General features: G+C 33.9%; 16 protein-coding genes and 2 pseudogenes. 3 read left to right on the forward strand and 15 right to left on the reverse strand.

Features of this window, described 5'->3' with window-relative positions:
• Positions 1-109 precede the first annotated feature (109 nt).
• From M3225_RS00005 to M3225_RS00045, 10 genes and pseudogenes are all read right to left on the reverse strand, one after another.
• Positions 110-250, reverse strand: a complete 141-nt coding sequence (locus tag M3225_RS00005) for a hypothetical protein (RefSeq protein ID WP_251390111.1) — start codon at positions 248-250, stop codon at positions 110-112.
• A gap of 120 nt (positions 251-370) precedes the next feature.
• Positions 371-1,648 (reverse strand): Glu/Leu/Phe/Val family dehydrogenase, encoded by a 1,278-nt coding sequence (locus M3225_RS00010; protein WP_251391822.1) that lies wholly within the window; start codon positions 1,646-1,648, stop codon positions 371-373.
• Between the two features lie 139 nt (positions 1,649-1,787).
• Positions 1,788-1,934, reverse strand: a pseudogene (locus tag M3225_RS00015) (pyridoxal 5'-phosphate synthase lyase subunit PdxS); the annotation flags it as partial.
• A gap of 27 nt (positions 1,935-1,961) precedes the next feature.
• Positions 1,962-3,431, reverse strand: coding sequence for an NAD-dependent succinate-semialdehyde dehydrogenase (locus M3225_RS00020; protein ID WP_251390113.1), 1,470 nt, complete (start codon positions 3,429-3,431; stop codon positions 1,962-1,964).
• A gap of 15 nt (positions 3,432-3,446) precedes the next feature.
• Positions 3,447-4,796: a 4-aminobutyrate--2-oxoglutarate transaminase gene (gene gabT / locus M3225_RS00025; protein ID WP_251390115.1), complete on the reverse strand. Its 1,350-nt coding sequence runs from the start codon at positions 4,794-4,796 to the stop codon at positions 3,447-3,449.
• A gap of 269 nt (positions 4,797-5,065) precedes the next feature.
• Positions 5,066-7,195: a sigma 54-interacting transcriptional regulator gene (locus M3225_RS00030; RefSeq protein WP_251390117.1), complete on the reverse strand. Its 2,130-nt coding sequence runs from the start codon at positions 7,193-7,195 to the stop codon at positions 5,066-5,068.
• Positions 7,196-7,351: 156 nt separating this feature from the next.
• Positions 7,352-7,603, reverse strand: coding sequence for a hypothetical protein (locus M3225_RS00035; protein WP_251390119.1), 252 nt, complete (start codon positions 7,601-7,603; stop codon positions 7,352-7,354).
• 53 nt (positions 7,604-7,656) lie between these two features.
• A complete protein-coding gene (locus M3225_RS29880; protein WP_374109802.1) occupies positions 7,657-7,914 on the reverse strand; it encodes an SAV0927 family protein in 258 nt (85 codons plus the stop codon).
• A gap of 165 nt (positions 7,915-8,079) precedes the next feature.
• Complete coding sequence (locus M3225_RS00040) at positions 8,080-9,426, reverse strand: APC family permease (RefSeq protein WP_251390121.1); 1,347 nt, start codon at positions 9,424-9,426, stop codon at positions 8,080-8,082.
• 415 nt (positions 9,427-9,841) lie between these two features.
• Positions 9,842-10,204, reverse strand: coding sequence for a hypothetical protein (locus M3225_RS00045; RefSeq protein WP_251390123.1), 363 nt, complete (start codon positions 10,202-10,204; stop codon positions 9,842-9,844).
• A 466-nt stretch (positions 10,205-10,670) separates the two neighbouring features.
• On the opposite strand from M3225_RS00045, the gene M3225_RS00050 reads away from it, so the two are divergent.
• Both M3225_RS00050 and M3225_RS00055 read left to right on the forward strand, forming a co-directional pair.
• Positions 10,671-10,988 carry a DUF3243 family protein gene (locus M3225_RS00050; protein WP_251390125.1) on the forward strand — a complete coding sequence of 106 codons (318 nt, stop codon included), beginning with the start codon at positions 10,671-10,673 and terminating at the stop codon, positions 10,986-10,988.
• 217 nt (positions 10,989-11,205) lie between these two features.
• Complete coding sequence (locus M3225_RS00055; protein ID WP_251390127.1) at positions 11,206-11,475, forward strand: hypothetical protein; 270 nt, start codon at positions 11,206-11,208, stop codon at positions 11,473-11,475.
• A gap of 131 nt (positions 11,476-11,606) precedes the next feature.
• Here the strand turns inward: M3225_RS00055 and M3225_RS00060 are convergent, their stop codons facing one another.
• From M3225_RS00060 to M3225_RS00080, 5 genes and pseudogenes are all read right to left on the reverse strand, one after another.
• Positions 11,607-11,816, reverse strand: a complete 210-nt coding sequence (locus M3225_RS00060; RefSeq protein ID WP_013084404.1) for an alpha/beta-type small acid-soluble spore protein — start codon at positions 11,814-11,816, stop codon at positions 11,607-11,609.
• Positions 11,817-12,430: 614 nt separating this feature from the next.
• Positions 12,431-12,601 (reverse strand): hypothetical protein, encoded by a 171-nt coding sequence (locus tag M3225_RS00065; protein WP_251390129.1) that lies wholly within the window; start codon positions 12,599-12,601, stop codon positions 12,431-12,433.
• 337 nt (positions 12,602-12,938) lie between these two features.
• On the reverse strand, positions 12,939-13,229 hold the full coding sequence (locus tag M3225_RS00070; protein WP_251390131.1) for a spore coat protein: 291 nt from the start codon (positions 13,227-13,229) through the stop codon (positions 12,939-12,941).
• A 17-nt stretch (positions 13,230-13,246) separates the two neighbouring features.
• Positions 13,247-13,444: a spore coat protein gene (locus tag M3225_RS00075; protein WP_251390133.1), complete on the reverse strand. Its 198-nt coding sequence runs from the start codon at positions 13,442-13,444 to the stop codon at positions 13,247-13,249.
• 97 nt (positions 13,445-13,541) lie between these two features.
• A pseudogene (locus tag M3225_RS00080) lies at positions 13,542-13,739 on the reverse strand (KGG domain-containing protein); the annotation flags it as partial.
• A gap of 176 nt (positions 13,740-13,915) precedes the next feature.
• Here M3225_RS00080 and M3225_RS00085 point away from each other — a divergent pair.
• Positions 13,916-14,491: a general stress protein gene (locus tag M3225_RS00085; RefSeq protein ID WP_251390135.1), complete on the forward strand. Its 576-nt coding sequence runs from the start codon at positions 13,916-13,918 to the stop codon at positions 14,489-14,491.
• The last annotated feature ends 94 nt before the right edge of the window (positions 14,492-14,585 follow it).

The following is a 14,585-nucleotide window of genomic DNA, read 5'->3' on the forward strand; positions in this document are numbered from 1 at the left end:
TACCCAATCATTCCTTCTGTCACTGAAAAAGTTGTATCTCTTGTAATCTAAATTCAGATTCCATTGAGATCAATCCCTCCCCGTTAGGTTATTAGCCTAACTTTTGAGATTAACGTCTCGCACCAAAGAACGACTTCATATCGATATAAATAATAACTCTGTTTGGTAGCTGCCCATAATCCATTGAAAGTACTTCTAAAATAAAGAACGTTCGTTCTCTACCGAATACGAACGAACGTTCGTTATCCAATAAAAACTCTAAAGTTTTCCCGATTATTGCTATTAATTATAATCGAATATTAATTATCGATGATCTGCCCCCAGAGCTATCACTATTTATAATAAAATGATTTTATTTTTCTCTGAGTTCTTAAAATTCAAACCATCCTCGAAGACGAGAAGCCTCCACTATTTTTCGAATTCCTTGTATATAGGCTGCAACTTTTAGGTTTGTTCCGAACTTATCCGCTGTATGGACAATGTTTAAAAAGCTTTCTGTCATTTTTTCTTTTAAACGTTCATCAACAAGCGCTGCTGGCCAGTAATAACCTTGATTGTTTTGACACCATTCAAAATATGAAACAATAACACCTCCAGAGTTAGCGAGAATATCCGGAACAACCATTATTCCTTTTTTATCCAATATTTGAATAGCTTCCTTAGAAGTAGGACCGTTGGCAGCTTCAATAACAATTTGGCATTGAAGGCGCTCCGCATTTTCTCTTGTAATAACCCCCCCGATTGCAGCAGGAATTAATATATCACATTCTTTCTCTAATAGTTCTTGATTTGAAATTATGTCATTATAAAGAGTAGTTACAACACCAAAAGAATCTCTATTTTCCATTAAATAGGGAATATCTAAGCCTTGCGGATCGTATAATGCTCCCAATGCATCTGAAACTCCTACTACTTTTGCGCCTAATTCATGTAAATATTCAGCTAAATAACTCCCTACATTTCCAAACCCTTGGATAATAACACGCATGCCTTTAATAGGAATATTTTTTATTTCACTTACTAATTGAATTGTATATAAGACTCCTTTAGAAGTTGCAGTCTCTCGTCCTTCTGATCCACCAAGCACTAATGGTTTACCTGTGATAAATCCAGGAGAATCAAACTCACGAATGTGATCATATTCATCAAGCATCCAGGCCATAATTTGAGAATTTGTATACATATCCGGTGCAGGTATATCTTTCGTTGGTCCGACAATTTGACTAACGGCTCTTACATACCCTCTGCTTAACTTTTGCAATTCCGATAAACTCATGTTTCTTGGCTCACATACAATGCCGCCTTTTGCTCCTCCATATGGAAGGTCAGTAATACCACATTTTAAGCTCATCCACCCTGCTAGTGCCTTAACTTCTTCAGCTGTAACATCTGGGTGAAATCTTATACCGCCTTTTGTCGGGCCAGTTGCATCGTTGTGTTGGGCACGATATCCTTGAAATATTTGAGTAGTACCATCATCCATTTTTACGGGAATACTTACCTCTAAAAACCTCATGGGCTTCTTCAAAAATTCAAATACTTCTTTTGGATAATTTAGATAACTAATAGCTTCTTTTAACGTTTCTTGAAATTCCTCTAAGGGATTATTTAACTCTACTGATTCCCCATGATGTGAAGTGTTTTCCATTTTTATAAGTTCTTTTTTCATATGGACCCCTCTTTTTCATTTAATAGTAGCTATTTATAATCTCAAATGACTGATTATCATTCATTATATAGGTGGAAGATATAGCTCGTTTCATCAAATAGAGTGAAAATAAATATATTTACCATCCACGCTCTTGCATTCTATGCTCAGGTAAAATAGTAGATACTTCAATGCCTTTCATTGCTGTTCCCAATCCTTTCAAAAGGGAAGCAATTAATTCATAATCTTCATAATGAGTCGTTGCTTCTACAATTGAACGTGCAAATTATTACTCATTGTAAGTTTTTCCTTTCTATCCTTCATTGTTCAACTCGATTGATATATATTTCAATTCAAGGTACTCATCCATCCCATGATGACCGCCCTCACGTCCTAAACCACTTTCTTTATAGCCTCCAAAAGGTGCCTGTGCTACTGAAGGTAACCCATCATTTAACCCAATAATTCCATATTCAAGTTCTTCACTAATATGAAAAGCACGGCTAAGATTTTGAGTAAAAACATAAGCTGCTAACCCATAATTAGTGTTGTTAGCTCGTTGAATAACTTCTTCCTCGGTTTTAAATGTAGTAATAGGAGCTAAGGGACCAAATATTTCCTCTCTCACACATAACATATGATCTTGTACGTTCCTAATAATAGTAGGTGGGTAATAAAATCCATCATTTGCTTCAGGCTTAGTACCGACATAGACAGTTTCTCCACCGTGTAACAATGCATCATCAATAAACGACTTTACTTTGTCTACTGCTGCCTGATCAATTAATGGTCCAATATCTGTTCCCTCTTCGCATCCGTTCCCTACCTTTAGCTTCTCTAACTCATTTTTAAAGATTTCAATAAACTCATCCTCTTTAGATTCATGTACATATATTCTATTTGTACATATGCAAGTTTGACCAGCATTCCGAAACTTAGAGTTAATTAATCCTTTTGCCGCCTTTGATAAGTTGGCATCTTGCATTACAATAAAAGGCGCATTCCCCCCTAATTCAAGCGAGACTTTTTTTACATTTTCAGCAGCACCTTTCATTAGTACTTTTCCTACCTCTGTAGACCCTGTAAAAGTTATTTTTCTAACTCGGTGGTCATTTAGCCACGCCTTACCAATCTCTTGTGAATTACCAGTTACAACATTTAACACTCCCTTTGGAATACCGGCTTTTTCAGCCAACTCGGCTAATTTTAAAGCTGTTAATGGAGTTTCATTGGCTGGCTTTACAACTGCTGTGCAACCTGCTGCGAGGGCTGGTGCAACTTTTCGTGTAATCATAGCTGCTGGAAAGTTCCAGGGGGTAATGGCTGCAATAACTCCCACTGGTTCTTTGCGGATGAAGATCCGCTTATCAGGATGTGAAGCTGGAATTGTCTCTCCATAGATTCGCTTTCCTTCTTCAGCGTACCAAGAAATAAAACTATTGGCATACATAACTTCACCAATTGCTTCTTTTATCGGCTTTCCTTGTTCTTGGGTCATTATTTTTCCAATCTCTTCTTTACATTCATCAATTAAATGAAACCACTTCATCAATACTTGACTACGCTCTTCAGCTGTTCTGTTTCTCCATTGTTTTAAGGCCTGGTAAGCAGCATCTACAGCTTGTTTAGCCTCATAAAATCCTCCTTGAGGAATGAGCCCGACAATTTCATGAGTGGCTGGGTTTACTACTTTCCTTAATTCTTTGCATTCGCTACCTATCCAATTTCCATCAATATACATGCTAAATACTTGATTTTTTGCTTCGGTGCTATCGATCCTCATTTTTATTCCCCTCTCTTAGATATGTTGAACTGCTACTGCAGCTTCTATTGATTCTTCTAAAATTGCTAAACCTTCCTTAAGCTGTTCATCTGTTATTGTCAAAGGCATTAGAATACGAATCACATTTCCAAATATACCTGCGCTTAATAAGAGCAGCCCTCTATTTATTGCTTCCTTTACGATTTTCTGAGTCGTTTCTTTATCTGGTTTCTTTGTATGCTTATCTGTTACGATTTCCAGCGCGCACATTGCTCCAAGACCTCGAACTCCGTCAACTTGCTCAAAACGAGCAGATAAATATTGAAATTTATTCAACACCTCTTTTCCTAATATTTTTGCTCGATTATTTAAATTCTCTTTTTCAATAATTTCTAAGACTTCCAATGCTGCCCGACAACCTAGTGGACTTCCCGAATAAGTTCCCCCCAATTCGCCGGGTTCTGATACATCCATAATTTCTTTCCTACCAATAACCCCACTGATTGGCACTCCAGCTCCCATTGATTTTGAGATTGTAATGAGATCAGGAGCAATATCAAAATGCTCGATAGCAAAATGTTTTCCTGTTCTTGCAAAACCAGTTTGAATTTCATCGGCAACAAATACAATGCTGTTTTCTTTACAAATTTCATATACTCGTTGTACAAATGCTTTGTTCGGAATAATAAAGCCACCTTCTCCTTGTACTGGCTCCATAACAACGGCAGCCACTGTTTGGGGAGAAACCTCTGTTACTAAAAATTGTTCAAATTGTTCAATTATGAATTCATTATATTGCTGTTCAGTCATTTCCTTGGGTCTACGATACTCATATGGATAAGGAGCCTTATATACTTCAGGGGCAAAGGGACCGAATTCATATTTATATGGTTTAACTTTACTTGTCATCGTCATTGTCATTAATGTACGACCATGAAATCCCCGTGTAAATGAAATAACTCCTTGTCTTTTTGTATATTTCCTAGCTATTTTCACTGCATTTTCTACTGCTTCCGCACCACTGTTAAAAAAAGCTGCTTGTTTTGGAAAATTTCCGGGTGCCAGTTCTGTTAATTTTTCTGCTAATTCAATATAGGATTCATACATCATGACATTAAAACCTGTATGAATAAAATTTTCTAGTTGTTTTTGGAGGGCCTCTACCACCTGAGGATGGGAATGACCAACATTTACTGTGCCGATTGCTCCCGCAAAATCAATAAATTTATTACCGTCCATATCTTCAACAAGGGCGCCATTTGCTTGTTTAACAAAGGCTGTACACCCATTGCTAATTCCTCGTGGAACTACTCTCTTTCTTCTGTCTAATAGATCCTGGGATTTTGGTCCTGGTATTACCGTATTTAACGTGATATGCTTCTGCATTTTATATGCTCCTTTTATACAAGTTAATAGAATTCGATTTTTCTTATCTCATAATTTTCTCTATTATGTATTGATATGTTTAATCCCCCCTTTAGTTATGAACATTGCAAGAACTATGCCAGGCAAAAGAAGTAGGGTTTCTCCGAATTTTTCATCAGAAATTTGCTTCTAGGTATGCATAGATGCATACTTTATGTACAGATGTATAAAAAACAAATAAGCGATACAGATTTACATCTGTATCGCTTATTTACTACGAAATAATAAAACTATAAAGAATTATTTTCCTGTTGTTCAATTAAAATCTTCTGATATTTTCGACTGACAGAAGACTGGCTTATACCGAGAGCCTTTGCTGCTTTGGTGGTGGTCTTATATCTCTTCATTGCTAACAAAATTAATTGTTCTTCTACATAATTCTGTGCTTCGTGAAGTGGCATAATTTGAGTAAATGTTGGTTTTGCTTTTTTAAAATGATGACTGGCAGATAAAAATTCATTTACAAAGTCACCGTCAATAGTGGAATCATCAGCAGACACAGCTAATCTTTCAATCATGTTTTGAAGCTCACGTATGTTACCTGGCCATGGGTACACCTCTAATAAGTTAAGTGCATCCGGCGACAAATGATAATTTTTATTGTACTTTTTATTTAATTGTTGTAAAAAATGAAAGGCTAATAAGGGAATATCTTCTGATCGCTCACGTAAAGGAGGAATATAAATGGGAATAACATTTAAACGATAAAACAAATCTTCGCGAAATGTTCCTTCCTCAACCATTTTCTCCAAACGTTTATTCGTTGCTGCAACAATTTGTACATTAATAGGTATAGGCCTTGTGCTTCCAATAGGAATGACCTCTTGTTCCTGCAAAACCCGGAGTAATTTTACCTGTAAGCTCAGAGGCATTTCACCAATCTCATCTAAAAACAGGATACCTTGATCTGCTTTCTTAAAGTAACCTACTTTCCCATTTTTATCAGCCCCGGTAAAAGATCCTTGAGTGTAACCAAATAATTCGCTTTCTAGTAAATTCTCCGGAATAGCCCCACAGTTTAATTTTAGAAATGGCTGGTTTGATCGGCTTCCCAATTGATGAATAGCCTGAGCAATAACTTCCTTTCCTACTCCTGACTCACCATAGATTAAAACTGTAGAAGAAAAATTAGAAATTTTATTTATTTGCTCTACAACCCGTTCCATTTTTGAACTACAATAAATCAATTTTTCAAAAACCTTATTTTTACTCTTAAATGTATCCAATTCCTGTTTATATTGATTTGAAATCTTTTTAATTTCCCTTAGTTCAGTTTTTAACTTAGTAGTTTCCGTAATATCTCTTGATGCGATGATAATTCGTTCAATTTTTCCTTTTTCATCAAAAATAGGATTTCCCACTGCAAGAATTTTCTTACCATTGTCTGTTTCTTGTACGATGGAAACTTTCTTCTTGTGTTCAATAACTAAACGAGTTACGGATGGACTGAACAACCCTTTATCCTCTAATTCTATTAGATTTTTTCCAATAAAATCTTTTAAGTCTCTACGCCAGAACTCTGAAATAAAGCTATCGCTGTAACGAATGAGTTCCCCCTTATTGTTTACGACAAGGATCTCATCATATATGGTGGAAAGAATGGCATTTAAATCTTTATTTAAATTTTTTATATGTTCAATTTCCATAGCCATTTTCTCAACCATTGGTAAATCTTGAACAATGATAAGAACCCCTTCCACTTTCTGATTAAAGTTTGTAATTGGACTATAATCAACTAGGACACTTGTTTTATCAGTAATTTCGAGTTCATTTAAAATGGTCTCGTTTGATGAAAATACAGTATTTATATGTTCATCATTAAAAAGGGTTTTAGCAGACTTATTCATTACATCCTCACGGATCATTTTCATCATTTTTATTCCTGAATCATTACAATTAACAATTTTTCTTTCTTGATCTACTACAAAGATTCCCATAGGAATAGAGGCGAGAATGATTTTTAATAAATCAAAACTATGTCTATTTTCTTGCTTAAAAAGTTCAACTAATACGTCTTCCCTTCTTATATAACCTATGACTTCTTCTTGTTTATCTTTAACAAGGGCTATAGGTTCTCCAATAATTTGAAAAAGGAGAGGTAACGAAATTGTTTCATTTAATTTACATACATTTTCTAATGAAACAGCATTTTCTACTAAGTCTATAAGTGTAGTACTTTGCTCCGTTTGATTAGTTAATAAAAAATCTTTCAAACGAATATAAGAAAATAGTTGGCTGTCTTTCATAAGGAAAAGAAACGGATCAGAGTAATTTTTCAGTTGATGTTGCCATCCCTCTTCAGGGCAATCAATTGATATTGAAATAATTGGTCTTATTTTCTCTTTATCTAGTAAAAACATAGATGTTCCTCCTTCTATCTCCTTATTTTATCATTTGAAAAATCTGATTATATGAAAATAATTGTTTTTTCTATTGAATCTATCGTAATTGTAATATTTCCTCTCACTGGGAAAAGAGGAGATGGTTATTCATCTCCTCTCTGGCAGATTTCCTCTTTACTGGTTTTCAATTAAAAAGGAATCCTCTTTAACAAAGGCAAGTACCATACCAGGTATTACACGATCTCCTTTTTGCACCTCTAAAGAATGTACTTTTCCACTTAGTTTAACCCTTACAGTTTCGATATTTCCTTCGCTATTCCTTATAGTAAACAAAGGTTTCCCTTCATATATTTGTGAGTGAATTTGAATGAGTATATCTTCAATAACTCCATAACATGAACTCATAATAAATTCATGACTAATCATATTATAATCCCCTTTCATTTTACCTGCTGGATGCTCCAATAGGAGCTAAAGAATTATATCTGCTGCAAAACTAGCTGTAAAAATGTCTTGCACTGAATAATATCTACTATCTTAATCCCTAGCTTTTCTATCTGTAGTTCCTCATCTTCCATATCATCGCTACATAATAGCGCCATATTTCCTGTTTGTATAAAAATGACCATGGCTTTTCCACAAAACATATTTGAGTAAATAATTGAAAAGTCATATCGACAATCATCTGTTGCAATACAATAATAATAAACAATCGGTGTTTCTTTCTCCTGTAGCAAATTTTCATTATTTATAAAATAATTCCTTTTATAAAATTTATTTTCACAAGAACTAAATATTTCCTCTTATATAAATCACTCATAAGGCAAATTAATCTCCAACATAATAATAAGTCCCAACATCTAATTACATATTTGCAATTACATTATTCCGATAGTAAACGCTTACAATTCTTTCGCTTTTTCAAACTGGAATTGAGGAGGCTTACAAGTAAATAATTTTGTTAGATAAGTCAGGTAAATGAGACCGACTCCTGCCCAGATAAGACCTAATATGAGGGAGTCTGCACTTAGGTTAATCCATAGGACAACCACTGTTCCTCCTCCTATCCCCGGTAATACGAGGTAGTTTATAAATCCCCGTATTGTTTTATGTTGCTTCTCTCTTATTACATAATGTACAACTACACATACATTTACAAAAGTAAAGGCAATTAAGGCCCCAAAGTTAATTAGAGAAGTAGCCGTTAACAGATTAAAAAATATTGCCGATAATGAAATAGCCCCTACAAATAGAACATTTAAAAAGGGTGTATTCCAACGAGGATGTATATAGCCAAAAAACCTTTTTGGCAGTACATTGTCACGGCCCATTACATACAATAGTCGGGATACACTCGCATGTGACGATAGCCCGGAGGCTAGAGTTCCTGTTACAGTTCCTGCTAAAAAGAAAGCCTGAAATAATTTCCCCCCTACATATAAAGCGATTTCTGGAGAAGTTGCTTCAAGATCGCTAAAGCGCGATATATCAGGAAAATAGGACTGTGTAAAATAGGAAGCCCCTATAAATAATATACCTCCTATAAGAGCTGTTAGGAATATCGCGCGCGGAATAGTGACTGTTGGATTAGCTGTTTCTTCGGCCAGTGTCGTTACTGCATCAAACCCTAAAAATGAAAAACAAAGAATCGTAGCTCCGGATATTAAACTTGATAGCTGCATACCTGGTTGAAAAAAAGGTTGAATAGAAAAAAATTTGCCTGTTCCTTCCCCACGAGATACTCCCGTGACAACTAAAATCACAAAAATAATGATAACCAATATTTGAAAGGTAACTAAGAAATTATTAAAGTTTGCGGTAGCATTAACACTAAATAAATTTATAAGCGTCACTACACTTACAAACCCTACAATAAATAACCAAGATGGGATATTAGGGAAAAGTGCAGAAAGATATATCTTTGTTAAAACAGCGTTAATCATGGGTAAAAACAAATAGTCTAACAAGGATGACCATCCAACAAGAAAACCAAGGTTCGAATTGATGGTTTTCTGAGTATATGTATAAGCTGATCCTGCTACCGGATAAACTTTAACCATTTTTCCGTAACTTATGGCTGTGAAAAGCATAGCCACTAAGGCCAAAATATAAGCTGTTGGTACATGTCCATTTGTTTTTTCAGCTACAATGCCAAAGGTATCGAATACCACCATCGGTGTCATATATCCTACTCCTAGAAATACGATTGACCATAACTTTAATGAACGTTTCAACTCTACCTGTTTCACTTATCATTCCCCCTGCTAATAGAAAAAAATAGATAAGCCCATACATACGTTTTCTACTCACTCTAAATACGGATGTTAATAGCTTAAGTAGATATTTTTTGTATAAAACGGGATACTTCTTCCTATTTTAAATTTTCTGACTCATTTAAGAATAATGCAATTTTTATACCAAGTTGCAAGAGCTTTATCTACAAGATAATTTCATGCCTAATTTACTGATTATCTGCATATACCTTTCGGGGTCTTACCCATATTTGCATAACTTATGCTTTATTACATAATTATTGATAACTTTTATGTAAAGAGTTTATTTATTGACATAAAAAAGAGCAGTCCTCTCAGGAGCTGCTGTTTTCACTTTAATATAGTGGTATATAAGCATTAATTTCTCTCTCTTAAAGACATAATTAAATCTTCAAACTAGACATTCTACTTGCAAAGATCCAGCTCCCTTGTTTGTTATCCATTCATATAAGGAATCAAGAAGAGCATTTTTTATATATTGATCTGAAAAAACACTACATGATTCAGTAACTAGTCCTTGTAAATACACGTTTTTCTTATTCCTACACCAGTTAACGCTTGCCAAAGCTACAATGTGTGTATCATGATAGAGGGCAAAAAATTGATAACCTTGTTTTTGTTTAGTACCTATAAAATCTAAACATGTGTCTAATGTTATATCCTTATAGATATGATTTAAAAATGGGAATGACTGCAAGAATTGATGAGAAACATATAACTCTACAAAATTTTCTACTGGCACTTTCATAGTCATAGTCTTTTCGTCTCCTTGTCTTCAAAATTGAATTAAATAAACAATCAATCAATTTTATTTTCATATTACCTCCTTTAAATTTCAGGTTAGTTGCTTTATTTAACTTGCAATATTTATGCCAACTTATAATGTACTGGCAATATGTCAGATTGAATGATTACAGAATTTCCACGTACTACAATCTTCATCCTCAGAATCACTACTAAATAAATTGGATTTTTATTAATGACAGAGATAAAAGATAAAAAAATATTCTAGTAAACTTTATATTTTCTACCAATATAAGTAAAATAGCTTATCTTAGACGCTATAAAGGAGAGTTTGAGTGTTTTTTGCATACTCTTATTCATTTCGGAAGGGCTATGTCTACTACAGCACATTGAAATGGAATCAAGTGTTTACATACCTGTAATTGGGGGACTTACCCTATAAGAACATTACTACTTAATCGGAAGGAGAATAAAAAATGAACAGTAATACTGAAACCGTTGAAAACAAAGTAGAGGATAAACTAAATGAGATGAGTCAAGAGAAGAAAGACAACATTCTTTCTAGTTTTAATGAATTTAAAATGGACTTAGGAGATAAAGTCACAAAAGGTGAAAAATTAGGATTAAATGATAACCAATTAACTTTGGCAGCTAAAAAAACAGCTGATTATCTCGCCAAACATGAGGAGCCACAAAACGAAGAGCAATACTTGTTACATGAGTTGTGGAAAGCTGAAAACGAGGAAGAACAGCATCATCTTGCACATATGCTTGTTAAATTCATTAAAAAATAATCTATATCACTTACAACCTTCTAAAAATATATAATTCGTCCATGGGGTGTATATTTATATTATCTTGCAAAGAAGAATGACTAAGTCATTCTTCTTTTTTCATCTATCTCTATTATAGAAGACGATTTTAGTGACTCTTAATGAGAGGTATCTTTTTGATCCCTTAGAAGATATTAAGTTTATAAAATGGATGAATGAAAGTGAGTTGAAGTAGAAAATGGGTATTTCTAAATTTAACAAGGCTATTGTAATTGAAGGTGACTCAATTACGAAGCGAATAGACAGTCTATATAAATTAGTTCATGAATATATGGAGGAAAAGGAGCTAAAGGATCGTGTATTAATTACGCTCACTCAAATTGCTTTTTGCCATTATCTATTAGGGATTCAAGTAGATGAAAATTGTCGTCTTGCTTCATTGATTTCAATTGTTAATGAACATTATGATGTAGAATATAGACTTAGTGACTTACACATACATTTTTAATGTTTTCTAAAATCAAAGATTGAGAAGACATTAAAAGCGTATATCTTTAGTGATTGGCAAATCCTCTTTTATTCATGGAAAAAGGAAGAATAGAGATCCATTCTTCCCTCAGCCATCATTATAAAATTGGATTAGAAACGTCCGCCGCCAAGTTGTTGCTCAGCCATTTGTACAAGACGTTTTGTGATTTCGCCACCTACTGATCCGTTTGCACGTGCAGTTGTGTCAGCACCAAGGTTTACACCAAATTCGCTAGCGATTTCATATTTCATTTGATCGATTGCTTGTTCAGCACCGTATACTAATAATTCGTTGTTGTTGCTGCTTTTGTTGTTTGCCATGTTGTGTCACCTCCTTGTTTCTTTTAAGTTTCCTATTGTAGAAAAGGTGTATACATGGTAAATGATGGATGTATAGTTTCTTAACCCATAACCATAATAAAAGGAAGAAACAAATTACGCTGTAAAAAGTGGAATTACATGTTTCATTTCCTTGTTATCATGTGTAGGAAAAGGGATGACAGTTAAAGCTGTCATCCCTTTTCTTGTTTAGAGTCCTATTTTTAAATGAAAATAAGATATGCCCATATGAATAACGAAGAAGATGTCTAGTTGAGCAAACAAGGTTATACAATGTAGAGGGCTAATATTGTATTCTTAATCAACTGTATAATATATTTTAGTCATATTAAGACCAAAATATATTATACAGATACATTAACTATGTTATAATAGTGATGGGAATAATACGTGAATTATCTAATGTATTCAATGTAGCAAAAAGCCACTTGTTTTAAACAAGTGGCTTTTTATAGTGTCTATGTGTTGAGTAAGAATGGTGCAGAAGTTACAATAATGAAAATTGAAACACGATATCTGCATCTTCTTCTATTGTCAACTTAATAAAAATGCGTAACTCCAGAAAAGAAATAAAGCCCAGTTATTTTCTTCAACCTTTATTCATTTTCTTTAGAATCTTCCTGGTAATGCTCATTTAAGTATGGGTTCTCTGTCGTGGCAAAATTAACAGATTGAAGGCTAGTTTCAGGATCCATTCCATAATAGCCTTTCAGTTCCGCATTTTCTAGCTCGCCACTTCTAAATTGTGGTTCTCTTTTTTCTTTCATGTTACACCTCTTTTTTCTTATTTTTCTCTATTTAAGAAGCAATTATTCGGTCATTAATTAGGTATACAAAGGAAAAGAATATACCTTGAAAATAAATCATAAAAGCAAATCCAATAAATTTGCTTTATGTGCTCACTTCAACGGCTAGATAGAATGTGTTATTCCTAATGAAATAATTACTAATTAATGATTTATCTTGTTTTTGAAAGACATAGCTCTAGTTATAGGTTATAAAGCAGGATTTTGGTTTTATATATCAACCTTGTATTAATATAACATTCAATTTCAAATTGGATTTTATGTAAAAAGTACTCTCCCATTAATGGGAGAGTACTTTTTAACCTTTTGCTAAATCTAATGCTTTATCTGCCTTTTTCAAATCGTGGTTTACTTGTTCTTCAACATCATAGGCATGGTACATTTCATTATCAATCATATATTGAGCAATTTTCCCATGAAGTTCAATAGTCTCATCTAATTGCTTTTTCAATACCTTGCGCACTTCTGGTGTTGCAGTTTCCGTAAGCGCTACTGCATATGTTCGTACACCATTTTTAGTTGATAATAATAAATCAGTTGCGATAGCAAGGTCGTCTAATGTTTTAGTAAGCGTACTTTTAGTAGCCATTCTTCGATTCCTCCTATTTATTGAGCTTTCTTTAAGATTTTTTGTAATTCATCAATCGCTTTAGTAGACGTTTGTACGTCTTCTTCAAGAATCTTTTTTAATTTTTCATCCTCTACCAGCTCCAACATCGCTGTACCTTTTGTTACACACGATGTTTTAAGCGTTAAGATTTCATGAACTTCTAGCGTCTCGTGCATAGCTAATTTTTTTGTCATGTCTCAATTCCTCCGTGTCATCGTATTTTTTTGAAGACCCTATGTGTATAAATCAGTACCTGAACAAGTTATTTTTGTAGAGGTTTTAATTGTTAGAATTTTTATTGCTAGCTTTTCCGCCTTTTTCACCAATTTCTCGAAAAAACTCTTTGTTATGATTCTTAGATGTAGCTTTTCCACCCTTTTCTCCAATCTCTTGGAAAAATTCCTTGTCATGATTTTTCGAAGTAGTTTCTCCACCTTTTCGTCCAGCTTCCTCTCTACTCATTTTTTCATTTTGTTTATTCTTTGCCATGCTTGATTCCTCCTTAAATTTTTTTAACTTGTGAATTATATTCCCAGCTCATTTTCATTTAAACACCAATTAATTAATTTTTTGAACGTTTCAGAAAAAGGAATCGTGGTATTAAAAATAACATAAATGAATCGATTCATATAAAGCATTCTCTATAATAAAAGGAGGAACTACCCATGACAAAGAACGTGATAGGCGCGTATGAAAATGAAGAAGCTGTTATCACAGCTATTCAAAATTTAAAAACACAAGGATTTCAAGAGGAGGACCTTTCTTTAGTAACAAGTAAAGACATAGACGAAGAGGATTATTTAGAAGTAGAAAGCAAAGAAGGAATTGATGTAAAAAAGGTTGAAACAACGAAACAGAGCGGTCAAGAGGAATCGATTATGGATAAGATTAAACATGTGTTTTCCCCAGAGCAGCATAAAGGTAATCATAGAGATAAAGAAAAAGTAGAAAGACGTTTAATTAACTTAGGCGTTCCTGTTACCCAAGCCGAGCCTTATGCAGATGACCTGCAAGAAGGAAAAGTGTTATTGTTAGTAAGAGCTAATAGCGACAGAAAAACAAATTCTTTCTTAGAAAAGAGGGAGAACTCTCCTTTCGAGAAAGGTGACTCCATTTATGAGAAATCATTATATGGAGAACATCGTGAACATGAACAAAATGTACCAACAAGTGCAGAAGATCGTAACGAGCTAAAAGAAGAACAATTGCATGTAGGAACAGAAAGAGAAAGAGGATTTTAAAAACTGAGGTAAGCTTATCTTGGCGTATTATTAAGCGTTAAATCAACGGGTTCTGAACAAAAAAGTATAAAATTACAGTTTTTGAGCAAATTAA

This window comes from Priestia aryabhattai (assembly GCF_023715685.1).
In the GTDB taxonomy this organism is placed as follows: Bacteria; Bacillota; Bacilli; order Bacillales; family Bacillaceae_H; genus Priestia; species Priestia aryabhattai_B.